This window comes from Larsenimonas rhizosphaerae (assembly GCF_023700005.1).
In the GTDB taxonomy this organism is placed as follows: domain Bacteria; phylum Pseudomonadota; class Gammaproteobacteria; order Pseudomonadales; family Halomonadaceae; genus Larsenimonas; species Larsenimonas rhizosphaerae.
Window position 1 is genome coordinate 943,906 of sequence record NZ_JAMLJK010000001.1, and the last position, 24,116, is coordinate 968,021.

Annotated in this window: 20 protein-coding genes; 8 read left to right on the top strand and 12 right to left on the bottom strand. The window is 58.7% G+C overall.

Features of this window, described 5'->3' with window-relative positions; all coding sequences use genetic code 11:
* Window positions 1–63 precede the first annotated feature (63 nt).
* Window positions 64–1,923: an ABC transporter ATP-binding protein gene (locus NAT21_RS04225; protein ID WP_250935963.1), complete on the bottom strand. Its 1,860-nt coding sequence runs from the start codon at window positions 1,921–1,923 to the stop codon at window positions 64–66.
* 404 nt (window positions 1,924–2,327) lie between these two features.
* Here NAT21_RS04225 and yghU point away from each other — a divergent pair, with 404 nt between their 5' ends.
* The 4 genes from yghU to NAT21_RS04245 all read left to right on the top strand — a co-directional run bounded on the left by yghU (window position 2,328) and on the right by NAT21_RS04245 (window position 6,611).
* A complete protein-coding gene (gene yghU, locus NAT21_RS04230; RefSeq protein WP_250935965.1) occupies window positions 2,328–3,188 on the top strand; it encodes a glutathione-dependent disulfide-bond oxidoreductase in 861 nt (286 codons plus the stop codon).
* Window positions 3,189–3,298: 110 nt separating this feature from the next.
* Window positions 3,299–4,471: an N-methyl-L-tryptophan oxidase gene (gene solA, locus NAT21_RS04235; protein WP_250935966.1), complete on the top strand. Its 1,173-nt coding sequence runs from the start codon at window positions 3,299–3,301 to the stop codon at window positions 4,469–4,471.
* 33 nt (window positions 4,472–4,504) lie between these two features.
* Window positions 4,505–5,758: a dicarboxylate/amino acid:cation symporter gene (locus tag NAT21_RS04240; protein ID WP_250935967.1), complete on the top strand. Its 1,254-nt coding sequence runs from the start codon at window positions 4,505–4,507 to the stop codon at window positions 5,756–5,758.
* Window positions 5,759–5,975: 217 nt separating this feature from the next.
* A complete protein-coding gene (locus tag NAT21_RS04245; RefSeq protein ID WP_250935968.1) occupies window positions 5,976–6,611 on the top strand; it encodes a hypothetical protein in 636 nt (211 codons plus the stop codon).
* Window positions 6,612–6,699: 88 nt separating this feature from the next.
* Here the strand turns inward: NAT21_RS04245 and mgrA are convergent, their stop codons facing one another.
* The gene (gene mgrA, locus NAT21_RS04250) at window positions 6,700–7,728 is read right to left on the bottom strand and encodes an L-glyceraldehyde 3-phosphate reductase (RefSeq protein ID WP_250935969.1); all 1,029 of its coding nucleotides are present in this window, start codon (window positions 7,726–7,728) and stop codon (window positions 6,700–6,702) included.
* A gap of 223 nt (window positions 7,729–7,951) precedes the next feature.
* Between mgrA and NAT21_RS04255 the strand changes: the two genes are divergently transcribed.
* A complete protein-coding gene (locus NAT21_RS04255; RefSeq protein WP_250935970.1) occupies window positions 7,952–8,836 on the top strand; it encodes a LysR family transcriptional regulator in 885 nt (294 codons plus the stop codon).
* 85 nt (window positions 8,837–8,921) lie between these two features.
* Here NAT21_RS04255 and cyoD read toward each other — a convergent pair whose 3' ends face one another.
* From cyoD to NAT21_RS04275, 4 genes are read right to left on the bottom strand one after another with little or no spacing between them, the layout of a single operon-like run.
* Entirely contained in the window at window positions 8,922–9,287 is a 366-nt protein-coding gene (gene cyoD, locus NAT21_RS04260; RefSeq protein ID WP_250935971.1) for a cytochrome o ubiquinol oxidase subunit IV, read from the bottom strand.
* Window positions 9,284–9,922, bottom strand: coding sequence for a cytochrome c oxidase subunit 3 (locus NAT21_RS04265; RefSeq protein WP_250935972.1), 639 nt, complete (start codon window positions 9,920–9,922; stop codon window positions 9,284–9,286). The genes cyoD and NAT21_RS04265 overlap by 4 nt, the downstream gene beginning before the upstream one ends.
* Window positions 9,919–12,024 carry a cbb3-type cytochrome c oxidase subunit I gene (locus tag NAT21_RS04270; protein WP_250935974.1) on the bottom strand — a complete coding sequence of 702 codons (2,106 nt, stop codon included), beginning with the start codon at window positions 12,022–12,024 and terminating at the stop codon, window positions 9,919–9,921. The genes NAT21_RS04265 and NAT21_RS04270 overlap by 4 nt, the downstream gene beginning before the upstream one ends.
* Entirely contained in the window at window positions 12,021–13,082 is a 1,062-nt protein-coding gene (locus NAT21_RS04275; protein WP_250935976.1) for a cytochrome c oxidase subunit II, read from the bottom strand. Before NAT21_RS04275 ends, NAT21_RS04270 begins: the two co-directional genes overlap by 4 nt.
* Window positions 13,083–13,569: 487 nt before the next feature.
* Between NAT21_RS04275 and NAT21_RS04280 the strand changes: the two genes are divergently transcribed.
* Entirely contained in the window at window positions 13,570–15,024 is a 1,455-nt protein-coding gene (locus tag NAT21_RS04280; protein ID WP_250935978.1) for a catalase, read from the top strand.
* 140 nt (window positions 15,025–15,164) lie between these two features.
* A complete protein-coding gene (locus NAT21_RS04285; protein WP_250935980.1) occupies window positions 15,165–16,112 on the top strand; it encodes a D-2-hydroxyacid dehydrogenase family protein in 948 nt (315 codons plus the stop codon).
* Between the two features lie 33 nt (window positions 16,113–16,145).
* Here NAT21_RS04285 and NAT21_RS04290 read toward each other — a convergent pair whose 3' ends face one another.
* Window positions 16,146–17,180 carry an aldo/keto reductase gene (locus NAT21_RS04290; protein WP_250935982.1) on the bottom strand — a complete coding sequence of 345 codons (1,035 nt, stop codon included), beginning with the start codon at window positions 17,178–17,180 and terminating at the stop codon, window positions 16,146–16,148.
* A gap of 169 nt (window positions 17,181–17,349) precedes the next feature.
* Between NAT21_RS04290 and NAT21_RS04295 the strand changes: the two genes are divergently transcribed.
* Complete coding sequence (locus NAT21_RS04295; RefSeq protein WP_250935984.1) at window positions 17,350–18,270, top strand: AraC family transcriptional regulator; 921 nt, start codon at window positions 17,350–17,352, stop codon at window positions 18,268–18,270.
* 9 nt (window positions 18,271–18,279) lie between these two features.
* On the opposite strand, the gene NAT21_RS04300 is transcribed toward NAT21_RS04295, so the two are convergent.
* The 5 genes from NAT21_RS04300 to NAT21_RS04320 form a co-directional block, all read right to left on the bottom strand.
* On the bottom strand, window positions 18,280–19,467 hold the full coding sequence (locus NAT21_RS04300; protein WP_250935986.1) for an MFS transporter: 1,188 nt from the start codon (window positions 19,465–19,467) through the stop codon (window positions 18,280–18,282).
* A 46-nt stretch (window positions 19,468–19,513) separates the two neighbouring features.
* Window positions 19,514–20,515 carry a nucleoid-associated protein gene (locus tag NAT21_RS04305; protein ID WP_250935988.1) on the bottom strand — a complete coding sequence of 334 codons (1,002 nt, stop codon included), beginning with the start codon at window positions 20,513–20,515 and terminating at the stop codon, window positions 19,514–19,516.
* A 101-nt stretch (window positions 20,516–20,616) separates the two neighbouring features.
* The gene (locus NAT21_RS04310) at window positions 20,617–22,065 is read right to left on the bottom strand and encodes a flagellin N-terminal helical domain-containing protein (protein ID WP_250935990.1); all 1,449 of its coding nucleotides are present in this window, start codon (window positions 22,063–22,065) and stop codon (window positions 20,617–20,619) included.
* A 106-nt stretch (window positions 22,066–22,171) separates the two neighbouring features.
* The gene (locus NAT21_RS04315; protein ID WP_250935992.1) at window positions 22,172–22,894 is read right to left on the bottom strand and encodes a YebC/PmpR family DNA-binding transcriptional regulator; all 723 of its coding nucleotides are present in this window, start codon (window positions 22,892–22,894) and stop codon (window positions 22,172–22,174) included.
* 86 nt (window positions 22,895–22,980) lie between these two features.
* Window positions 22,981–24,099, bottom strand: coding sequence for a succinylglutamate desuccinylase/aspartoacylase family protein (locus tag NAT21_RS04320; protein ID WP_250935994.1), 1,119 nt, complete (start codon window positions 24,097–24,099; stop codon window positions 22,981–22,983).
* Window positions 24,100–24,116: the final 17 nt, after the last annotated feature.

Genomic DNA, 24,116 nt, shown 5'->3' on the forward strand with positions numbered 1-24,116 from the left:
GGCCTCCCTCGGGAGGCCATTTTCATGATGGGACTGTTCCGGCCTGCGCGCGTTGCCGTGAGGCTACTCGGGACCGTCATCCAGGTTCCCCTGGTGGTCAGTGTCCAGAAAGCCGCCGGACTGGCGACGCCATAGCCGGGCATACAAACCGTCCTTCGCCAGCAGTTGCTGGTGAGAGCCCTGCTCGACAATATGGCCCCCTTCCATGACGACCAGCCGGTCCATCGCTGCGATGGTAGAGAGTCGGTGGGCAATGGCAATGACCGTCTTGCCTTCCATCAGATGATCCAGATTGTCCTGAATGGCGGCTTCAACGTCGGAGTCCAGTGCCGAGGTGGCTTCGTCCAGGATCAGGATCGGAGCATTCTTCAGGATGACGCGGGCGATGGCCAGGCGCTGGCGCTGGCCGCCGGACAGTTTCACCCCGCGCTCTCCGACATGGGCATCCATGCCTTCCCGGCCTTCGCTGTCCTTGAGTCCCGCGATGAAGTCTGCCACGTGGGCTTCGCCGGCGGCCTGCCACAGTTCCTGTTCACTGGCATCGGGACGACCATACGCCAGGTTGTCTCGAATCGAGCGGTGCAGCAGTGCCGTGTCCTGAGTCACCATGCCGATTCTGGCCCGCAGGCTTTCCTGGTTCACGGCGGCCACGTTCTGGCCATCAATGCGAATGCTGCCGCCTTCGACATCATAAAAACGCAGCAGAAGGTTCACGAGGGTCGACTTGCCGGCTCCGGATGGGCCGATCAGACCGATCCTTTCACCCGGGGCGATGGTCAGGGAAAGGTCATCGATGACGCCGTTGCCCTTGCCATAGTGAAACTGCAGATGGTCAAACACGATTTCACCCCGGGTGAGGGAGAGCGGCGGGGCGTCCTGACTGTCTTCCACCTCGTGAGGCCGGGACAGCATGGTCATGCCGTCCTGAACGGTACCGATATTTTCAAACAGGCTGGAAACTTCCCACATGATCCATTGCGACATGCCCCACAGCCGCATTACCAGTCCCAGTGCCACGGCAATGGCTCCCACGGTAATCGCCTCCTGAAGCCACAGCCGGATGGCCAGCGCCCCGATGGCAAACAGCAGCAGGGCATTCAGGACATACAGCAGGCCGTACAGCCCGGTCACCAGCCGCATTTGCCGATGCACGGTGGTCATGAAGGCACTCATTCCCTCACGGGCAAAGTCGGCTTCACGGCGTGCATGGGAAAACAGCTTGAGGGTCTGAATGTTGCTGTAGCTGTCGACGATACGGCCGGTCATCTGTGAACGTGCATCGGCCTGCGATTCCGAAACACGGCTCATGATCGGTACAAAGATGCGCAGCAGGATGACGTAGCCGACCAGCCAGATCAGCAGGGGAACAGCCAGCCGCCAGTCGGCGCTGGCCACCAGCACCAGGGTGCCAATGAAATAGACGACCACGTAGTTGAGCACATCAAACAGCTTGATGACGCACTCGCGTACGGCGAGTGCTGTCTGCATGACGCGGGTCGCGATGCGTCCGGCAAATTCATCCTGATAAAACGGCATGGCCTGTCTGAGCAGGTAGCGATGCGCCAGCCAGCGAATACGCATGGGAAAGTTGCCCATCAATGTCTGATGGTTGAACAGGGAGTGCAAAACGACCAGCGCCGGCAGCACGATCAGTATCAGCGCTCCCATACCGGCCAGTGCCCAGCCCTGATCGGCCAGGAAGGTCTGACGGTCCTGAGTGCTGAGCCAGTCGACGATCTGTCCGACAAAACTGAACAGCCAGACCTCGATGGCGGCAATGGCCACCATCAATACGGTAGCGACGGCCAGATACGGCCAGGCTCCTTTGGTGTAGTGCAGGCAAAAGGCCAGCAGGCTGGCCGGCGGGCGCCGAGGCTCGTCGGGCGGGAAGGGATCAAGGCGTTGTTCAAACCAGCGAAACATGGGAATCCTTTCAGCGGCCGGTGACGGCGTTGCATGGGTGAATGACAGGGCCTGCATCATGGCAGCCCGTTGGTGTCTGGCGAGTGTGGCGGCCCCCTGCGCAGGGGGAGGCCAGGGCAGGCCTCTTGTACATCCCGTACATGACGACCTCGAGCGTGCGCCTGACGTTGCAGACAGGCAGGTACCCGGTCAGTCCGTTCAATCAATCATTGGCTACTTCAAGGGCGGGGACCGGTTTTAAGTGGATGGCATCAGGCAGGTGATTTCGCCAGACCACCGGAACGCGTCGAGGTGTTCACAGGACGTTGAATGTCGGACTGGCGACATGTCCTGAACCATTCTAGCTTTGGACACGATACCCTGCCTGTTAGCAGGCATGAAATTACTCCGCTAAAGAGGGCGCCATGAGCGACGATTATACACCGCCAAAAGTCTGGACCTGGGAAAAGCAAAGTGGCGGCAAGTTTGCCGGTACCAATCGGCCTGTTGCCGGGCCCACGCATGACCGGGAGCTACCGGTCGGTCGGCACCCGTTTCAGTTGTACTCGCTGGCCACCCCCAACGGCGTCAAGGCCGGCGTAATGTTCGAGGAGCTGCTGGCACTGGGCTATGAAGGCGCGCAATACGATGCCTGGCTGGTCGACATTGGTGAGGGAGATCAGTTCGGCAGCGGGTTTGTGGACATCAATCCCAACTCCAAGATCCCGGCGCTTATGGATCACAGTGGTGAGGCGCCGGTCCGGATCTTCGAGTCCGGTTCAATCCTTCTTTATCTGGCTGAAAAGTTCGACGAGTTCCTGCCCGGAGATATTCAGCACCGCACCGAAACCATGAACTGGCTCTTCTGGCAGATGGGCAGTGCGCCCTATCTGGGCGGTGGATTTGGCCACTTCTATAACTACGCGCCGGTCAAGATCGAGTACGCGATTGATCGCTTTACGATGGAAACCAAGCGTCAGCTGGATGTACTGAACCGTCGTCTGGCCGAGCACCGTTATCTGGCTGGTGACATGTATACCATCGCCGATATCGCCGTCTGGGCCTGGTATGGTCAGCTGGCGCTGGGTCGGCTCTATGATGCGGCCGAATTCCTGCAGGTGCAGGACTATGAACACGTACAGCGCTGGGCCCGTGAGATTGATGAACGTCCAGCCGTCCAGCGCGGTCGCATGGTCAACCGAACCTTCGGCGAGCTCCATACGCAGCTGCACGAGCGTCATGAGGCCAGCGACTTCGAGACTCGAACCGAAGATAAAAGGGGCTGATACTCCGCAGCGTTCAAGCGCCCGGCCAGTGAGCCGGGCGTTTTTCGTCTCACCGCCGGGGTGCCGTTATACTGACAGCCCTTTTCTACTGGCCAGAGGACGGCACCACCGTGACACAGACGCAACACGCTTCACGCCATTTGATCATCGGGGGCGGCAGCATGGGACTGGCCGCTGCCGATGCCCTTGTGCGGGCAGGTGCCGAATCGATCCAGGTTCTGGACGCGCACTGCCCGCCGCATTCCCACGGCGCCCATCACGGAGAGACTCGGCTGATTCGACTGGCTTACGGCGAGGGCAGTGGATACGTCGGACTGGCCGAGCAGGCCTGGGCCGGGTGGCAACAGCTGGAGCAGGAGACGGGGGCGTCGTTGTTGTTGCCCTGTGGCGTCATCAACATGGGGCCGTCTGATGTACCCTTCATTCAACAGGTTCAGGCCAGCGCCCGTGAGTACGGACTTCCTCTGACCGTCCTGGCCGGGGACACGGCCCGCCGTCGGTTCCCGGGCTGGCAGATAAATACTGACTGGACGGCCGCCGTGGAACACCGGGCCGGCGTGCTGTGGGTCGAGCGCATCGTGGCGGCCTGGCGCGCCCGCATCGAGCGTGCCCGTCACGTCACGTTGACGACGAATGCTTCCGTGATCGCTCTGGAGCCCCTGCAGGGTGGGGGAGCTACTGCGGTATGCGCCGATGGCCGCCGTTTTACGGCGGAACGAGTGCTTCTGGCGGCCGGTCAGCATATCGAGCCGCTGCTGACGCCATTAGGCATTCATGTTCCCCTGACCCGTGTACGCAAGACGTTTGCCTGGTTTGACGCTGATGCCCGGTATCAGCCGGACTGCTTTCCGGGTTTCAGTCTGACCGACCCGGAGCGTGGTATTTATTATGGCTTTCCGGATCTGAACGGTGCCGGCTTCAAGATGGGCCGTCACGATCAGGGGCAGACGGTTCAACCCGGGGTGCCTCTGGCCCCGTTCGGTGGCCATGACGAGGATATGGCCGAGCTTCAGCAGGTGATCGATCGTTATCTGCCTGGTGTTGGTGCGCTGCGCCATGGCGCGGTCTGTCAGTACATCCGTACGCCGGATGAGCATTTTCTGATTGACGAGGTGATGCCGGGGCTGGTGATGGCCGGCGGGTTTTCAGGCCATGGTTTCAAGTTTGCCTGCGCGTTGGGAGATACACTGGCGGACTGGCTGCACACGGGAACGCGGGCCGGATCACTTGCCGGGTTTACGCTGAGCCGTGCGGCGTGCCAGCCGAGGGCAGGGAGGGAATAACATGGATTTTCCGGTCGTTAACAGGATGCAGACATGAAGGTATTAACGAAGATGATGCGCCCTTATTTCGAGGCATCATTGATTCTGCGAGTAACGCTCGCGCTGGTACTGGGCCTGGCGGTCGGGTTTCTGGGCGGCGACACCGCTGCCGACTGGCTGGCTCCACTGGGCGATTTACTGCTGCGGTTGCTGCAGTTTCTGATCGTGCCCATCGTACTGTTCACGCTGGTCAGTGGCATCAACCAGATCGAGTCGGGCCGTGCAGGGCGTATGGGCGGCAAGGTTCTGCTTTACTATGTCATCAGTACTGCCCTGGCCATGATGGTCGGGTTGGCCGTGGCTTCCGTGCTTCAGCCCGGTGAGGGCATGGTGTTGGGTGATGGTGCTCAGGTCTCGGTGCCGGATAATCCCGGATTTTTCCATGTGTTGCTGTCGATTGTGCCTGCCAATATTGTCGAGGCGATAGCCGGGCCGAACCTGCTGGGTATCATCTTTACCGCAGTGGTCTTCGGGCTGGCGCTGCTTGAGCTACGCCGCAGCGAGACCCATGGCGCGCTGGCAGAGCGGCTTTATCAGGGTGTCGAAGGGCTGAATGTACTGACCCTCAAGGTGATGGATGGGGTGCTGCATTATGTACCCATTGGCGTGTTTGCCATTGTCGCTGAAACCGTGGGAAAGCAGGGCGTATCCACGCTGTTGTCGCTGGGGGACATGATTCTGGTGCTTTACGTGGCGCTGGCTCTGCAACTGGTGGTCTACGGGATATTGATGGCTGGATTTGGAGTGCGCGTCGGTGCTTTCTTCAAAGCAGCTCGAACGCCCATGGCGACTGCCTTTGCCACGCAAAGCAGTTCCGGTACGTTGCCTCTGACGCTTGATGCGGCACGTCGGCTTTCGCTGCCACAAGGCCTTTACGGGTTCAGCCTGCCTCTGGGGGCTACCATCAACATGGATGGCGCAGCCATTCGCATTGCCGTGTCGGCCGTTTTTGCAGCCAATGTCATGGGGGTGCCGCTGAGCTTGTCCCAGATGGTTGATATTGTCCTGCTGGGTACGCTGATTTCCGTTGGCACGGCAGGGGTGCCGGGTGCCGGCATCGTCATGATTGCCACGGTCTTTACACAGGTAGGTCTGCCGATCGAAACCGTCGCCCTGCTGACGTCCATCGACGCGCTGGTGGGAATGGGCTGCACGGCCATCAACGTCACAGGTGATCTGGCGGGGACCGCACTGATTGCCACGACCGAGCACGAGAACGACGATACCGAGGTAACTGCCGCCTCCTGAATGCTCGACATCTGATGGTTCCTGACAAAGCCCACACTCGGTGGGCTTTTCAGTACTCATCCTGCTTTACCTGCTGCTTCAATCGTCAGACTTGCCGGTGTTTTGGCGTTCTTCTTCTTGTATCAGCCTGTATTGCGCTCACCTAGCATGGAACAACTTCGCTCAGTCACTTGATGATTCTGGTAACGGGTGTCTCAGTTCGTAAAAAGGAACCTGCATGGCAAATTTAACGATTGATGAGCTCAAGGTCAGGCTTGAACCGATGGGATTTACCATCGTTAAGCTGGAGAACGAAGATCGCCTTTTTGACGGCGACGATGCGCTTTTCAAGCGCCTTGCCAGTGAGTCACAGTGTTATGGCGAATACGGTGTCGGCCAGTCAACCCGCTGGATGGCAAGGCATACCAGTGCCAGGATTGAAAGTGTTGAAAGTGACGAGCGCTGGGCGGTCTCCGTCAGAACCGATATTGGCATGCCCGAGCGAGCAACCATTCGTTACTGTGACACCGGCCCGGTGGGCGACTGGGGACGCGCCCTGTCCTACAAGCACCGTGATCGCTTTGAGGACTACATCAATGGCTGGTGGCCCGAGGGGATTTCACCGGATCTGGTGCTGGTAGATGGTCGGTTTCGAGTAGCCTGCTTTTTGACGTCCCTGTTGAATGCCGCTCCGGGAACACGTTTACTGTTTGATGATTACTGCAATCGGCCGTATTACCACCTGGTGGAAGAATTTGTTACCCCAGCCGAAAGTTGCGGTCGCCAGATGTTGTTCGAGCGGCCGGAGGATACAGCTCTGGATCTTGAGAAACTTGTCTGGACGCGGGATCGCTTCATGTTTGTAATGGAATAGGCAGCGCATCGTTCAGGATGTGATGGCAGTGACGCTCGTATACAACAACGGCCCTCTGGGGCCGTTGTTGTATCTATCACCATGCCGCTCAGACGTCGGAGGAGGGCTTCCACAGGTTGATGTCGGCATCCACGGCGTAGCGGTCAATTTCGGCCAGCTCGTCTTCAGTGAATGACAGGTTGTCGATGGCGGCTGCGCTGTCGCGGACCTGGTCGGCACTTGATGCACCAATCAGTGCGGTAGTGATGCCTTCATTTCTGAGTACCCAGGCAATGGCCATCTGCGCCAGGCTCTGGCCCCGACGTGCGGCAATATCATTGAGCCGGTTCAGGTGCTCGATGGTTCGCTCGTCAAGCATATCCCTCGACAGCGACTTGCCTTCCGTCACTCTGGAGCCTTCCGGGATTCCCTGCAGATACTTGTCGGTCAGCATGCCCTGGGCCAGCGCCGTAAAGGCGATGGAGCCGATACCCAGCTCGTGCAGGGTGTCTTTCAGGCCATCCTGCTCGATCCAGCGATTGATCATGTTGTAGCTGGGCTGATGGATCAGACAGGGCGTGCCCAGTTCCTTCAGAATGGCTGCCGCTTCCCGTGTGCGTTCGGTACCGTAGGAAGAGATCCCCACGTAGAGGGCCTTGCCCTGACGCACGAGACTATCCAGCGCCCCCATGGTTTCTTCAAGCGGCGTTTCCGGATCAACACGGTGGGAGTAGAAGATGTCGACGTAATCGACGCCAAGGCGTTTGAGCGACTGATCACAGGACGCCATCAGGTACTTGCGGCTGCCCCAGTTGCCGTACGGACCAGGCCACATGTCGTAGCCTGCCTTGGATGAGATGACCAGCTCGTCCCTGAGTCCCTTGAAATCCGTCCGCAGAATCTCGCCAAAGGCTTCCTCGGCACTGCCGGCCGGCGGTCCGTAGTTATTGGCAAGGTCAAAGTGCGTAATGCCCAGATCAAAGGCCGTACGGCAGATCTCGCGCTTGGTGGCATGCGGCTTGTCGTGGCCGAAGTTATGCCAGAGACCAAGGGAAATGGCCGGAAGCTTCAGGCCGGATCGGCCACATCGACGATAGGGCATCCGCTCGTAGCGGTCCTCAGCTGGAAGATACGTCATCCATGGCTCCTGGAGATAAGCGTGCGAAGAGTGCTGCGGAGGGATCATGCGGGGTAACGATAAAAGGCGGGCAGGGACAGCGTAACATCCGTATTACCACACTCGTCCTGAGCTTCTGGCCCTGCGATACGCAGTATACCTGCTTGAAGACCCTGCTATCATTGAGTTCAATTCAATGATGGGATGAGCGGTAGACACAATGCCTCACAGCGGATCGCCGGACATGGGTGACCTCAAGGCCTTTCTGGCCATTGTACGCCACGGCAACTTTACACGCGCCGGTATCGAACTGGGCGTCAGCACTTCCGCGTTGAGCCACCGATTGCGGCGGCTTGAGACGCGATTGGGGGTGCGCCTTCTGAATCGCACCAGTCGATCGGTGCTGCCTACTCAGGCAGGCCAGGCGCTGGCTTCTCGGCTCAATGAAGGATTTGACCTGATCAACAATGCACTGGGTGCACTGGATACCTGGCGCCACGATCCGGTCGGTCAGCTGCGGATCAACGTTCCCCGTGATGCAGCGCGGCTGCTGCTTGCACCCTCGACCGTTGCCTTTGTTGAGCGTTATTCACAGATCACTCTCGACATATGTGTTGATGATCGCCCGGTGGATATTGTCGCCGGCGGGTTTGATGCCGGTATCCGCTATCTGGATCATGTCCCCGGCGACATGGTGGCGCTGCCGCTGACTGATCCGCTGGACTGGGTTGTTGTAGGGTCGCCGGAGCTTCTGGATCTGATGGGCCGACCGGCCAGCCCGGAGGATCTGCTGCGCTATCCGTGTATTCAGATGCGGCTCGGTGACAACCGGCAGATGCCCTGGGAGCTTGGTAATGATGAAGCCCTGGTGCGGCTCGACGTGACGGGCCCTGTCAGTTCCAATGACACGGAATACAGTATTGCGTCGGCTATTGAAGGGGTGGGGCTGGCGTATTGCCTGGCGTGGCGTGTCGAGAAGGAAGTACAGAACGGCCAGCTTGAAATCGTACTGCCGGAATGGGCCTCTGTTGGTGCGCCCTTTGGCATGTACTACCCGGGAAGGCGACAGTCCCCACCGGGGCTGCGTCAGTTGATTGATCTGTTGCGAAGTCGCTTTTTATCCCGCTAGAGGGATACTGGATTGCCCTGGACTGCATGAATGTAAAAAGCGCCCGTCAGGGCGCTTTTTTTATCCGTCACATTCTGAAGGTACGTTACGGCACCATGTCCGGCATCATGCGGTAGTAGAGATTGAAGAGAATCCACAGGGTGCCGCCCACCATGATCAACAGGATCAGGAAGGTGAACAGGATCAGCTGCAGGTCTTCCCGCGTGTTTCTGGCCAGGGTGATGTGCAGGAAAAAGCGAAAATGCACGACGACCTGAATAATGGCGCACTCCCCGATGACGATCCAGGTCGCTATCGCTGGAAGATGGGTGAAGGCCACCAGTGCGAAGGGGATCAGCGTCAATATCAGTGCCAGCACCCCGCCGATCACATAGCTTCTGAATTCCCGTCGCTGTGCCTGCGCCCGGTCCTCCGGCGATGCCTCGTTGCCTGTTGTCTGCCGTGTTGTCATCCGCTCAGCCCTCCGAGATACACCACTGAAAAGATGCCGATCCAGACGATATCGAGGAAGTGCCATAAAATCGCCAGGCGCATCAGGCCGGTCTTGACACTGGTATCAACCCCGTAGACAGCCATTTGCCCCAGAATGGCCAGCATCCACAGGCAGGCCGCGGTGACGTGCAGGCCGTGCAGGGGTACCAGAGAGAAAAAGGCTGATAAAAAGCCACTGCGGCTCGGCACGCCGCCCTTGCTGAACATGCTCTGAAAATCCATGAGTTCATGGGCAATGAACCCAAGCCCGAGCAGCAGGGTAATCAGCAGCCAGCCGATCAGGCGGAGTTTGCCCTGCTCGTACTTGAGCGCCAGAGACGCCATGCCGAAGGTAAAGCTGCTGGCCAGCAGCAGCATGGTTTCGATGAAAGGCCCCTTGAGTTCAAGCACATCCGATGGTCCGGGACCACCGGCGGTACCGCCCAGCATGGTGGCATAGGTGGCAAACAGCAGCCCGAACACAATAAGGTCGCTCATCATGAAGACCCAGAACCCGAAGGCCAGCTCTTCGTTGGCCGTATGGGCTTCCTTGTGAGGCTCCCCGAGGTTGAGGCCGGGATGGCGTATGTCGGACGCGGCAGTCTGACGGGTCATTGTACGGCTCCTTCCCGAGGGGATACCGGCAGGCCCTGATTGGCAGGTGTCTGCTCGTCGGCGCGAGTAATCGGTGTGGTTTCAAGCACGGCATTCATCCATGCCCGGTGTTGATTCTCAACCACAGCCGCCGGAATGGTCCGCGTGGTCTGACGCACGAAACCGCGTCCGACAAGTGACACCAGTACGGCCACGGCCCCGAGGATGACCAGCCACCACATGTGCCAGGTCAGGCCAAAGGCCATCAGAAAACCGGCACCGCCCAATGCTGCCCCCATGGCCGTGTTGGCCGGCAGGACGATGTCTTCATAATATTCCGGCGTTTCATAGTGCTGTCCGCTGCCTTTCTGACGTGCGAAGGCATCATGGCTATTGATGCTGGGCAGCACCGGGAAATTGTATTCCGGTGGAGGAGAGGGCATGGCCCATTCAAGGCTTCGTCCATCCCAGGGGTCGCCGATCGGCACGGCAAGGGAAGCCCGCTGTTTGATGCTCTGCCACAGCTGCATGATCAGCCCGAAAAAGGCGAACAGGATCAGCACGGCACCCAGCAGCGCCGAGATGGTCCAGGGCAGGTAGGTCGGATTGAAAAACGACAGGGCACGACGCGGCATGCCCAGAAGCCCAAGTGCATACAGCGGAAAAAAGGCCAGCATGAAGCCAATGATCCAGCTCCAGGCGGCGCGGTAGCCCCAGCGAGGAGCCAGCTGAAAGCCAAAGGCCTTGGGAAACCAGTAGGTGTATCCGGCCAGCATGCCGAACAGCAGGCCCGGTATCAGCATGTTGTGAAAGTGGGCGACCAGAAACAGGGAGTTGTGGATCTGATAGTCGATGCTAGGCGTGGCCAGAATAATGCCCGACAGCCCGCCGATCGAAAACAGGATCAAAAATCCGCAGGCATAGAGCATCGGTACCGTCAGGCGCACACGCCCGCGGTACATGGTCAACATCCAGTCATAGATTTTCACCCCGGTAGGAATGCCGATCAGCATGGTGGCAATACCGAATACGGCATTGATATGCGCGCTCTGGCCCATGGTGAAAAAGTGATGCAGCCATACGGTAAAGGACAGCACGGCAATGGCCATGGTGGCGATGACCAGTGCCGTATAGCCATACAGCCGCTTGCCGGAAAAGGTGGAAAATATTTCTGAATAGATACCGAAGGCCGGCAGGATCAGTATGTAGACCTCCGGGTGGCCAAAGGCCCAGAACAGGTTGATATAGTTCATCATGTTGCCGCCGAGATCCGCGGTGAACATATGAAAGTCAAGGTAGCGGTCCAGCGCCAGAAGCCCTGTGGCCACCGTCAGCGGCGGCATGCCGAAAATCATCAGAATCGAGGTGCAAAGCGCCGTCCAGCAGAACAGGGGCATGCGCATCAGCCCCATGCCTGGCGCGCGCTTTTTATAGAGGGTCACGGCAAAGTTGATGCCGGTCATGGTCGATGACAATGTCGACAGGGTAATGGCCCACAACCAGTAATCCACGCCGGGCCCCGGATTGGCGGCCAGTTCGGTGAAGGGCGGGTAGCCGGTCCAGCCGCCGGTTGAAAAGGGTGCCAGTACCAGGGAGATCATGGCCAGTGCCGCGCCGGCCGCGGTAAGCCCCAGGCTGATCGAGTTCATGACCGGAAAGGAAACGTCCCGGGCACCAATCTGCATCGGCATGACGTAGTTGATGATGCCGGTCAGGAAGGGCATTGCCATGAAAAAGATCATGATGGTGCCGTGGGTGGTAAACAGCTGGCCGTAATGCTCCGGCGACAGAAAGCCGCCGTCCAGCCCGACCGCCTGCTGGGCACGCATGAAAAAGGCCTCCACCAGTGCACGAGCCAGCATGGCCAGAGCGATCACGATGAACATGATGCCGATCTTCTTGTGATCGACACTGGTCAGCCAGTCACACCACAGGGTTTTCCACTTGCCGTACCAGGTGATCAGGCCCAGCACCGTGATGGCGGCCAGTATCACCATGAGGGCCGCGCCGGAGGCGATAAGGCCATTAACGATATTTTCACGCGTGGGGTGCTGCACCATGTCCCGGAAGGGCAGGGCATCCAGAGTCATGCGCCCGAGCAGGGGCGCGCCAAATAGGGTCACTGTGCCGGTGTCCTGTCGTGATGGGAGGTATCCTTCCCGGAAGTATCGGTGGCGGTGCTGCCGTTCCAGGCAATCGGCTGATGGCGGGCCACATCCTGAAACAGCGATGCGGGAAGCTGGCTGAAGGCCACCATGGGGGCCGGCGGCGGCAGGCCATCATTCAATATTCGAGCAACGTCCTTCCAGTTGTTCTGCTGCTTCAGTACACCCCAGGCATGGGCATTCAGCGGCTGGCCCTGGGTCGTGACCTGGTCGATGAAGGTCGCGAACTCACTGTCGCTGACCGCTCGGGTCGTGAATTGCTGCGCATAAAAGCCCTCGCCGTTGTACTGCATGTTGCGACCCATGAATTCACCGGTGTGGTCTGCCATCAGGTTGAGGCGGGTAACCATGCGGTTCATGACATCAATCTGGCCGCCCAGGGCCGGCACAATGAAGGACTGCATGACCGTGGCGGAGGTCAGGGTAAACGACACTGGCCGGTCGACCGGAATCACCAGTTGCCCGAGGGTGGCTATATGGTGATCGGGATAAATGAACAGCCACTTCCAGTCCAGCCCGATGACCTGAATTCTGAGCGGCGGCTTGTCGGATGCAATCGGCTTGTACGGATCAAGGTTGATCGTGTTTTTCCAGAGTGCCACGGAAAGCAGGGCCACGATCACGACAGGTACGCCCCATATCAGTACGTCCACCCACAGTGAAAAGCTCCAGCGGGGCCGATAGGTCGCCTGGCTTTTGTAGCGATAACGCCAGACGAGCCACGGGGTCAGAATGAATACCGGGAGTACGACAATCATGACCAGCGCAATGACCAGCCAGAGATGCTGGCGCTGTGCATCGGCCACCGGCCCGTTCGGCCAGAGAAATCCCGGCGCCGAACTGCAGCCGGAAAGAGCAAGTAATGCAAGACACGAGACTATCGCGCCGAACCGTGACCGGCCGGCCGGGGAGGAGAAAACCTTCAGCACATTATGATCCCGTACATCAATGATCATGCCTAGCAGGGCAGGCAGGGAATATGGGACCTGAAGGCCATGCTCTTCAGGATGAGGCAAGTATTGTTGATCCTCGCTGTTTTTTCAAAGAAGGCCGTTGAATCTGCACATGTGACCCATGATCGAAGAGGCTGGACCAGCAGATGGGGGTATTCGAGCTACACCTGGCCGAATTTCGAGGGTTTTTTGATTGGGCTTTTGCATACCTCGTATTTATAAAAACTATCCTTGAGTGATTTTTGAGATATAAAATTTATCAAAAGGGCGTTTGAGCCCTGTCGGCATGCGGGTTGCCGCAGTTTTTCCCTCTCACGTGTGACCAGACTGTATTTTTGCTGCCCTCCGAATGGCCCGTTCGGGCCCACTTTTCTTTGTGTAAATTGATGCTATCGTTGCTGCAGGCCCTGTTCGAAGCGACCGGAATGCCGGTGCTCGAACAGTCACGGTCATATGCATGGATTACTACGCCCGGCAGCAGCGATGGAGCCGTGTCGGGTGAATAACAACATGGCAGGACGCCATGACCGTCACGAATGGAGAAACCTTGATGAGTGATCAAAAGCGCACCACAACAGATGCCGGTATTCCGGTATCCAGTCAGGAAAATTCGCTGTCGGTCGGCCCGGATGGCCCGATCGTACTTCACGATCATTATCTGATGGAGCAGATGGCGGCCTTCAACCGGGAAATGATCCCGGACCGTCAGCCGCACGCCAAGGGCAGCGGTGCCTTTGGTCATTTTGAAGTGACTGAAGATGTCAGCCAGTACACACGGGCGAAGTTCCTGCAAAAGGGCGTGAAAACCGAGGTGGTTGCACGATTTTCCACGGTTGCCGGTGAAAGCGGCAGCCCGGATACCTGGCGCGATCCTCGCGGTTTTTCGGTCAAGTTTTATACCGAAGACGGCAACTTTGACCTGGTGGGCAACAATACCCCGGTCTTCTTTGTCCGTGACCCGATGAAGTTCCAGCACTTCATTCATTCCCAGAAGCGTCGTGCCGACAACGGCCTGCGTGACCATGACATGCAGTGGGACTTCTGGACGCTGGCGCCGGAATCCGCGCACCAGGTGGCATGGCTGATGGGGGATCGCGGTATTCCGAAGACCTGGCGCCACATGAATGGCTACTCCAGTCATACCTACATGTGGGTCAATGACAAGAGCGAGCGCTTCTGGGTCAAGTACCACTTCAAGACAGACCAGGGCATCGAGTGCCTGACACAGGAAGAAGCGGTGAAGATGGATGGCGTCGATCCGGACTACCATCGCCGTGATCTCTTCAATTCGATCAAGAAGGGGGATTGCCCGTCCTGGACACTGCACATGCAGATCATGCCGTTCGAGGATGCCAAAACCTACCGTATCAATCCGTTCGATCTGACCAAGGTCTGGCCGCACAGCGACTATCCGCTGATCAAGGTCGGCAAGCTGACGCTGGATCGCAATCCGACGGATTTCCACAGTGAAATCGAACAGGCTGCGTTCGAGCCGAACAACTCCGTGCCCGGCACCGGCTTCTCACCGGACAAGATGCTGCTGGCGCGCGTGATTTCCTATGCCGATGCTCACCGGGCGCGTCTGGGGGTCAACTACAAGCAGATTCCGGTCAATTCCCCGAAATCGGAAGTGAACAGCTACGCCAAGGGCGGCGCAATGCGGATTCGCAAGACCAGTGATCCGGTGTATGCCCCCAACAGCAAGGGCGGTCCGGTCGCGCAGGAAGATACCTATCCGGAAGACGCGGTATGGCAGGCAGACGGCGAGTTTGTTCGGGCAGCCTATACACTGCGTCCGGAAGATGATGACTTCAGCCAGGCCAATGATCTGGTCAACAAGGTCATGGACGATGCGGCTCGCGATCGCCTGGTCAGTAACGTGGTCGGCCATGTGCTGGCAGACGTGGAAGAGCCGGTACTCTCGCGTGTGTTCGAGTACTGGAAAAACATCGATGCCACCATTGGTCAGCGTATCGAAGACGGCGTTCGAGCCCAGAAAAGCTGATTGATTCTGACAGTAGACGTCTCGGATAACCCGCGCTCTGGCGCGGGTTTTTTAATATCGATTCACACCGACGCTGCGTCGCCCCATACCTGCATGAGCCATCCGGGGCGGCATTTTTACGGTGTATCGGAGGCCATGACATGAAGATAGCCATTCCTGATGACTATCAGCAGGTAGTAAGGGAACTGGATTGCCTGTCACTGCTTGATGGGCATGATGTAAGAATTCTTTCAGGCCCGTTTGACAGTGCTGACGCGCTGGCAGAAGCACTTCAGGGCGTTGAGGCGCTGGTGCTGATTCGGGAGCGAACCTGCATTACGGAAGCGCTGTTGGCGCAGCTTCCTGATTTACGACTGATCAGTCAGACAGGCAGGGTCAGCCAGCATATCGATGTGGCCCTGTGTGAGCGGTACGGTGTTCAGGTACTGGAGGGGCGGGGCTCTCCCGTGGCGCCGGCCGAGCTTTGCTGGGCCTTGATCATGGCGGCTTCGCGTCATCTGCCGGCCTACATTACCCATCTGCAACAGGGGCGATGGCAGTGCGCGGAGCCTGCCGGGCTGGGGCGGGTGCTGTCCGGTCGTACCCTGGGAATCTGGGGATATGGCCGTATTGGTCAGCGGATCGCGGGTTACGGTCAGGCCTTTGGCATGCAGGTCATGGTGTGGGGAAGTCAGGCGGCACAGCACCGGGCCGAGGCCGATGGCCTGGCATGCGCCGAGTCGCGCGAGGCCTTTTTCAGTCAGGTCGATGTCCTGTCGCTGCACCTGCGGCTGGTGGAGGCCACACGTGGGCTGGTAACGCGTCAGGATCTGGCCCGGATGAAACCGGATGCCCTGCTGGTCAATATCAGCCGGGCTGAATTGATTGAACCAGGTGCCCTGCATGACGCGCTGATTGATCATCCGCGCCGGATGGCGGCGCTGGATGTCTTTGAACAGGAGCCGGCGACAGCCGATACCGACCCCTTGCTGGCGTTGCCCAATGTGATGGCCACACCGCATCTGGGGTATGTGGAAAAGGACAGTTATGAGCTGTATTTCAGCGTGGCGTTCGAAAACCTCGTTAATGCCTGCGAAGGCAACTGCTGAGCCCCGGCCGAGGTCAGCAGTCGGTTCAAGCTGTTATTCGGCGGTGAGCTGTTTGCCTCGGTAACCGCCCTGGCGTTCCAGCATCCAGCCCGGGTATTCAGTGGGCAGTGCACTAACGGTATCCAGGCGTGCCAGCTCCTCCTGACTTAGTTTCACATCAACCGAGGCCAGGTTGTCAGCCAGTTGTGTCTCACGCTTGGCGCCAATGATCACGCTGGTCACCACGTCCTGATGAAGCAGCCAGGCCAGGGCAATCTGCGCGACGCTGACGCCCTTGCTCTCGGCAATCTGCTGCATGACGCCAATGCACTTGCCGGCCCGGTCCGTATTGACCGGCGGGAAATCAAAGCTGGCTCGGCGACCGTCGCTGCCGGTCGCATCGCTGTCATACTTGCCGCTGAGCAGCCCGCCGGCCAACGGGCTCCATACCATCAGGCCCATGCCTTCTGATTGCAGCATGGGTGCAATCTCCCGCTCGAGATCCCGACCGGCCAGGGTGTAGTAGGCCTGCAGGGATTGAAACTGTGCGAGGCCCTGTTTGTCGGCAATGCCGCGGGCCTTCATGATCTGCCATGCGGCCCAGTTGGAGACGCCGATGTAGCGCACATGGCCATGCTCGACCAGAGTATTGAGCGCGCGCAGGGTTTCCTCGATCGGGGTGGCGGGATCAAAGCCGTGAATCTGGTAGAGATCAATATGATCCATGTCGAGGCGCTTGAGACTGGCCTTGACCCCTTCCATGATGTGATAGCGAGAGTTGCCGAGCTGATTGATGCCCTGGCCGGTGGCGCCAAATACCTTGGTGGCCACCACGACGTCATCACGCGGGATGCCGAGATTCCTGAGGGCCCGACCGGTCAGTTTTTCCGATTCGCCCTCGGAATACACATCCGCGGTATCAATGAAATTGATGCCGGCATCCAGCGCCTGTTTGACGAGGGCCTCTGATTCCTTCTGACCCAGTTGCCCGATCTTGCTCCAGAGTTCACCCTGGCCCCCAAAGGTCATGGTGCCAAGGCACAGCTCGGAGACAAACAGGCCGGTATTGCCAAGAGTGCGGTAACGCATAAGGAGGTACTCCCGAAACGGTGAGGGTAAGTAACGAGACTCAGTATGGTTGTCCTGCGGTGGGAGTGCTGGCGCGATGGTGCAGAGTTCTTGCCTGATCCTGCAAGGGTAGCTGTCACGGCGTGGCCGGCACGCTACAGTGGCGGCCGGATCAACAGGAGAGTAACGGATGAATGTCAGGCTGGAAGATAGCAGGCCCTTTAGCCAGCAGAAGGCGCTGTGCGGGATGCTCACCAGTGCTGCCGGAGAGCGTCTGGGGCGGCTTGAAACGGCGGTGCCGGGGCTTTACATCAACCGTCAGACGGCGCCGACCTCACCGGATTATCTGCTGCAGACACCGGCCTTCAATCTGATGGCGCAGGGGCGTAAAACCCTGTGGGCCGGTGGCGTGGCCTATTCCTATGATCCGGGGCACTACCTGCTGGCGTCGATGGATATTCCGGTGCTGGCGCACGTGGTCGAGGCCAGTCCAGAGGCTCCTTACCTGGGCATCCGGCTCGATATCGATACAGCCCTGGTCGATGACATCCTGCGGGATATGGCGGCTTTGCCCATGCATGCGGCCAAAGGGCCCGATCGGGCCCTGTCGGTTGAGCCCCTCGGCCCCGTTCTGCTGGACGCGATATGCCGTCTGGCAGGGCTTCTGGAGACTCCCGAGGACATACCGATGCTGGCACCCCTGTACCAGCGCGAGCTGTATTACCGGTTGATACAGGAAGGCCAGCTGGGATGGCTTGGTCGAACCATGCAGAAGGAGCATCCCATGCCCCGGGTAGCCCGGGCGATAGCGTTGATCCGCCGCCAGTATGATCGCCCGCTGGTCATGGGAGCGCTTGCCGCCGAGGTCCACATGAGCGTGTCGTCCCTGCATCATCACTTCAAGGCCGCGACTCATATGACGCCATTGCAATACCAGAAACAGTTGCGGTTGTGCGAAGCGCGCTACCGTTTGTGGCATGGGCCGGACAGCGTTACGACCATTGCCCGGGCGCTGGGCTATGAAAGTGCCTCCCAGTTCAGTCGCGAATATCGTCGCCAGTTTGGCCTGTCTCCCCGTCAGGAGCGACGGGGAAGCGTCGCTCCTGCGTGAGAACCCTGGCTACCGGGGTTGCGAGTTGAACATGACCCGGTAAGCCAGTGGAAATACCACTGCAGTCGCCAGCGACAGCCCACCTGCCATCAGAAATACCCCCGTCATGTCCATTACGCCTTGAAACAGACCGGCCAGCACGGGCCCCAGAATATTGCCCAGCGCAAATACGACAAGCACGGCGGTCAGACTCACCGTGGCCAGCGCCGGAAAAAGCCGAGCACTCCAGAAGGAAAAAATGGCGCTGAGCATCATGACGCACATGCCCTGCAGGGCAGAGGAGGCCAGCATGCCCGGCCAGGAGGCTGGCGTGATACCGATCAGAACCAGCGAGAGCATCGACGCCAGAAAGATTCCAGCCACCAGTGTGGGCATGCCAAGACGCTGGTGTAGTTCTGCCGTGGCAAGCCCGAACAGACCTGCCGCGCCGAAACTCATGTAAAGCACCGGCCCTGACAGGGAGGTTGCAAGACCCGACAGCCCCCCGGCCTGATCCACCTGATTGACTGCAAAGGATAGATAAATGCTGTTGGTGATCCCGAACGACAGGGCGATGCCGTACAGCGGCCAGGCCGTGTGATGCAGCAGGCGTTTCAGTGAGGCATCGTGATGGCTGTAATTGGTGCTTGGTTCACTGGGCAGGCGCGCCAGAGCAAGGGTACTGATGACGATGGCAATCAGTGCAGTAACGGAAAACACCAGCCACGCTGCTCGCCAGCCGTGTTCGGTACTGGCTACGCAAAAGGCCATCAGGCCTGCGAGTGCAATCCCACCGGTTGTACCGGTACTGATGATCGACAGGGTGCGCCCCTGATAGCGCTCTTCTACGCCGCGCTGGGCAGCGTTATTGAACGGTGACCAGCAGAACCCGGCACTGGCGGAAGCCACCACCACGCCGGCAGTGAGAAACATCGGGCTTTGAGATACGCTGATCATGAACATCCCGATCATCGCCGCGAAGGCACCGACGACGACCGCGTATCTGGGACCACATCTTGATACCAGAATGCCTGACAGCAAAAGTGCTGCAAAAAATCCTGCAAATCCGGAGCTGGCGATGAGGCCAGCCTGTTGCGTTGAAATATTAAAGGCATTCTTGAACTGTGGCAGAAACAGACCGAAGCCCATGCGGGCCGGTCCAAAGGAAATGGCTGTCGCCAGCGCGCCATCCATGGCGATCGCTTTTGAACGTTGCATCAATGCTCCCTGCTTTATGCGAATTTACTGGAGAACGTGTGAATCATCAGTGACGCTGGCGCTCAAGCAGCTGGGCTTTCAGCTTTTCCGGCACCTTTTTTATGATCAGTCGGTCTGCATCTTCGTTGTATTCGATGCTGTCACCCAGCAGATGGGAGTCAAAACTGATCGATACGCCCGAGGCACGGCCGGTAAACCGGCGAAACTGGTTGATGGTCTTGCGATCTGCCGGTACTTCGTCTGCCAGACCATAATCACTGTTACGAATGTAGTCGAAAAAGGCCTCGGGGTGTTCATCGCTGACCAGGCGCGAAAACTCGTCAAGGCTCATCGGTTCGCCGGTGCTGGCCTGGTCGGTCGCGTAGCTCACCACGGCATCGGTCTTTTCCCGGCTGTCTTCCTCGCTCATGTCTTCACTACCGACATACTCACTGAAGGCCTGCAAAAGGGCACGGGTTTCTCTGGCAGAGTCTCCGCCTTCCTCGCAACCGAGCCAGCCGTGAAAGGCATCCATCATGTTTTTGGCGCCCCCGCTTTTTAAATACGCCACGTAGTTACTGTTGCCGCCGCGCTGCCACTGGGTCAGATCAATGCGTACAGCCAGTGAGAACTGGCTGGTGTTGAGCTGCGGCGACAGGTGAACATTGCCCTGTTCATCCATGCCGTAGCCCTGGCGGTCATGCAGAAGAATGACGGCGACAAACGTATTTTCGCCCTGTGTGTAATGCACACACCACAGATAACCGCTGGCCGACAGATGTTCCTGAAGCGCCGGGGCCAGTGCCTGGGCAGCATGATGCGTGGCGGTAGGGAAGTCGGTGTCCTGACGTTGCCATGCATCCAGACAGCCCAGCAGGCTTTGAGGGGCCGGGGTATCGCCGGCATGACCAAAGCCCTTGCTCTTGCCGTTGAACAATTTGAGGCAATGGCTCAGAAGGTCATCGAGCGCGGGAGTAGGCTGCTGCTCACTATCGGCGAGCTGGAGCGACAGGGCATTCGAGGCGTCATCCAGCGCAAGGCGGTGCATGAGGCTTTGTTGAATCGGCATGGTGATCTCTGCTCCGGGGTGGGCAGAAAGGATAACGCTGACCGGCACGTCCTGCATCCCTGATGCATGCGCTGCGAGGCATTGCAGAAAGTGCCGGGTGGTTACTTCAGCAGGCTCAGCATGGCGTCAGGCACCTGGTTGGCCTGGGCGAGCATGGCGTTGGCTGCGTCACTGATGATGCGCGCTCGGGTCATGCGGGAGCTTTCCTGCGCATAATCGGCGTCCATGATGCGAGACTGCGCTGCGGACGTAATGGTGCGTTTGTCACTGACGGTGTCAATGGCCCCCTCCAGCCGGTTCTGGGCTGCACCATACTGACTGCGATAGTCATCCACCTTCAATATGGCATTATCCAGTTCGGCCATGGCCTCGCGGGCCTTTTCAATCGGGTCCAGCGCGGTGTTATCGATACCGAGGGATTTGCTGTCGGACGGCGTGGCCTTGATGGTGAGGGTGCTCATGGCGCTGCCGTAATCTGCGCTCATGACTATGTCGGTATCGCTGCTGGCGGCGGCGTTCGGATCCTTCATATAGGTACCCGGCAGGGTATCCCAGCTGGCGGAGGCAGTGAAGGAGCCTTCCCCGGACATGAACAGAATAAGGTTCTCGGTGACATTATCAACGGTCAGTGTTTCGACCGTCTCGCTGGTTTCACTTCCATTCAGACGGCCATTGTTGAACTCGGGGTCCGTGGCCGGGGCGGTGCGGTCGCCATCTCCGGAGTAGCCGATTGTCATGCCGTTGTAATTATTGGTAGCGGCGGCTCCGGGGCGGCTGTAGCTGCCGGTGGCATCGACAAACTGACTGTCATCGTAGGTGGCACCGGGGTCAAAGCCGTCACTGGTATTCAGTAGCTGAGTGGTGGCAGTGGCCCCGTCGGTAATGCCGTTATGCGTCCAGGTATAATCGCTGGTGCCATTGACCGGGGTTCCGATCAGGTGTTTGCCGTCGGTAGTAAACAGCTGAATGTCATCGTCCTGGTTATAGGAGTTGATGTTCAGGGTGAAATTGGTAGTTCCAGCCGGTACATAGGCGATGGCCTTGACGCCGGACGAGTAGCTTTGGCTGCCATCGTCGAACACATCAACCACGTGGGGCGTATCCCCCAGCTTGATACCGGTCAGTGCCGCTTCACCGGCAAGCGGGGTCTTGCCGAAAATTTCGGTGCTGCCCGAAATACGGTCGATTTCCGCACGCAGGGACAGGAATTCCTGATTAAGGGTGGCCCGGTCCGGGTCGGACAGGGTGCCGTTGGCTGACTGAACTGCCAGCTCGCGACCGCGTTGCAGCAGGTCATTGATGCGGTCGAGACCGCCTTCGGCCGTTTGCGCCAGACTGATGCCATCACTCATGCCACGACTGATCTGCCGGTCGGCATTGAGGTTGGTTTGCATGCGGTTGGCCATGGCCTGGCCGGCGGCATCATCACGGGCGCTATTGATGCGCAGTCCGGAAGATAACCGTTCAATGGCGTTGGAAAGCTGGTCGTTTACTCTCGTCTGATGCTGTCGGGTGGTCAGCGAGAGCGTATTGGTCGTGATCGTCGCCATGATGTTTTTATCGTCGCCAGGGGAGAATACATCAATGGTTAGCGGCCGAACGATAGAAAACTTGAAGGGAAGCTGGCCCTGCAGGAAACACAGGGCCGGTCGGGTATCAGGCGGGCAATTCGGCGTTATGGTAGACGTTTTGCACGTCATCCAGATCATTGAGCATATCCACCAGACGCTCGAACTGGGCGACGTCGTCTCCTTCGATGGCCGTGTGGGTCTGGGGCAGGAACTGGATGTCGTCTGCCTCGAAATCGATCCCCTCGATGCCGTCGATCAGTGCCTGCTTGGCTTTTGCATACTCGGTATGGGGAGCAAAGACGGTGATGTGGCCATCTTCCGATTCGATGTCGGTGACATCGACGTCCGCTTCCATCAGCATCTCGAGTACCGCTTCCTCGTCGTCACCGGCAAAGGAAAAAATGGCGCAGTGATCGAACATGTGACTGACCGTGCCCAGGGTCCCGATCTTGCTCTTGTTCTTGGTAAAGCAGCCACGAACATCACCGAAGGTGCGGTTGGGATTATCGGTCAGGCACTCGACAATAATCATGCAATTGCCCGGACCGAACCCCTCATAGCGAGCGGCGGAGAAATCTTCACCCCCGGCGCCACTGGCCTTGTCGAGGGCCTTGTCGATCACGTGGGTAGGCACCTGATCCTTCTTGGCGCGCTCGATCATTCCTCGCAGGCTCAGGTTGTTGTTGGGGTCCGTACCGCCTGACTTGGCGCAGACGTAAATCTCGCGTCCGTACTTGCTGTATACCCTGGTTTTGGCCGCGGCCGTCTTGGCCATGGATTCCTTGCGGTTCTGAAACGCTCTGCCCATTGTGCTCGTCCATCACATGATCAGTGAAAACGGAAATTCTACTGAACATCGCCGTCGATAACAGCCCCGAATCCATATCGGAGCATTTACGGCGCGAGTAGATAACCGCTGCGGTGTACTTCGAAGCCGGCAATATCAGCCACGATCATGCCGGTGGTGGCCATGTGACGCAGGCTTCTGGCATACATCATGCCACGCTGTGGTGCCTTGAGAGCATGCACTTCATCGGTGATCGGGTCGATGATTTCAGCGATAAGCTGGTCTTTTTCAACAAGCTCGCCTGCATCTGCGTGAAATACCAGCAGCCCGCCGCGCGGGGCCTTTAAAAAGGTCATCGCGGCAAGGTCGGTGGCCGGAAAGGGGAGGGCCGGCAGCGCGGGAGCGTCTCCCTCGATCAGCCCCAGGTGCATCATCCAGTGAAGAATTGCGGCAGCGTCCTGTTCGGCCTGAGTGCGACTCACATCATCCTGGCCGCGCAGTTCCAGCGTGACCGACTCACTGCCATAGGGGATCGGATAGCGATCGCCGAAACGCGCCCGCAACTGCTCCCATATTAGCGTAAAGCACTCATCAAAGGACTGGCCGCCGGAGTCGGTTGCCAGCATGCTGGCCCGGGCGCCAAAGTAACAGGCCAGTGGTTCGAACGAAGGCCAGGCCGCCGGGGTGGTATAAAGATGTTCCACCGCGTGAAAATCGCAGTGCAGATCAAGAATGAAGTCGGCATTGCAGGCCAGCTTCTGCAGGGTCAGGTGCAGGTGCGCCAGGGCAGAATCGGCAGGCAGGCTGTCCAGCGCCTGGCGAATGCGGGTTCGAATCAGCGCGACATTGTCTGATGCATTATCACTCAGTGCCTCCTCCAGGCCGTCGGCAACCTGCTCGGTCACGTCCTGATAGTGCCGGTTGAAGTTGGTCAGAGTTTCAAGGTCATAGCGGCCCAGAGGGACATCCATCAGTTGCTGGTCCAGGCCGGCGGGATTGGCGACCGGAACCACGGTGATCTGGCAGCGAAGCCGGCCCTCGGCTTCCAGCGCCAGCAACTGCTGCTTCAATGTCCATGCCACCATCATGCCTGGCAGTTCGTCAGCGTGAAGGGCGCCCTGAATATACACGCGCCGTGACGCGTCCGATGGCCCGAAGGTGAAACTGTCAATCTGGCGGTGCGTGCCGGGCAGCGCCGACAGCAGAGGGTGGGCATCGTGTCTCACAAGAAGTTCCCGAGGCG

Bases quoted from the DNA above. Each gene is read 5' to 3' on its own strand.
- NAT21_RS04280 (WP_250935978.1), top strand. From the start codon at position 13,570: ATGAGTGATCAAAAGCGCACCACAACAGATGCCGGTATTCCGGTATCC.
- NAT21_RS04310 (WP_250935990.1), bottom strand. From the start codon at position 22,065: ATGGCGACGATCACGACCAATACGCTCTCGCTGACCACCCGACAGCAT.
- NAT21_RS04290 (WP_250935982.1), bottom strand. From the start codon at position 17,180: ATGCGTTACCGCACTCTTGGCAATACCGGCCTGTTTGTCTCCGAGCTG.
- NAT21_RS04245 (WP_250935968.1), top strand. From the start codon at position 5,976: ATGGCAAATTTAACGATTGATGAGCTCAAGGTCAGGCTTGAACCGATG.
- cyoD (WP_250935971.1), bottom strand. From the start codon at position 9,287: ATGACAACACGGCAGACAACAGGCAACGAGGCATCGCCGGAGGACCGG.
- NAT21_RS04295 (WP_250935984.1), top strand. From the start codon at position 17,350: ATGAATGTCAGGCTGGAAGATAGCAGGCCCTTTAGCCAGCAGAAGGCG.
- yghU (WP_250935965.1), top strand. From the start codon at position 2,328: ATGAGCGACGATTATACACCGCCAAAAGTCTGGACCTGGGAAAAGCAA.
- mgrA (WP_250935969.1), bottom strand. From the start codon at position 7,728: ATGACGTATCTTCCAGCTGAGGACCGCTACGAGCGGATGCCCTATCGT.
- NAT21_RS04265 (WP_250935972.1), bottom strand. From the start codon at position 9,922: ATGACCCGTCAGACTGCCGCGTCCGACATACGCCATCCCGGCCTCAAC.
- NAT21_RS04225 (WP_250935963.1), bottom strand. From the start codon at position 1,923: ATGTTTCGCTGGTTTGAACAACGCCTTGATCCCTTCCCGCCCGACGAG.
- NAT21_RS04240 (WP_250935967.1), top strand. From the start codon at position 4,505: ATGAAGGTATTAACGAAGATGATGCGCCCTTATTTCGAGGCATCATTG.
- NAT21_RS04300 (WP_250935986.1), bottom strand. From the start codon at position 19,467: ATGCAACGTTCAAAAGCGATCGCCATGGATGGCGCGCTGGCGACAGCC.
- NAT21_RS04255 (WP_250935970.1), top strand. From the start codon at position 7,952: ATGGGTGACCTCAAGGCCTTTCTGGCCATTGTACGCCACGGCAACTTT.
- NAT21_RS04285 (WP_250935980.1), top strand. From the start codon at position 15,165: ATGAAGATAGCCATTCCTGATGACTATCAGCAGGTAGTAAGGGAACTG.
- NAT21_RS04315 (WP_250935992.1), bottom strand. From the start codon at position 22,894: ATGGGCAGAGCGTTTCAGAACCGCAAGGAATCCATGGCCAAGACGGCC.
- NAT21_RS04305 (WP_250935988.1), bottom strand. From the start codon at position 20,515: ATGCCGATTCAACAAAGCCTCATGCACCGCCTTGCGCTGGATGACGCC.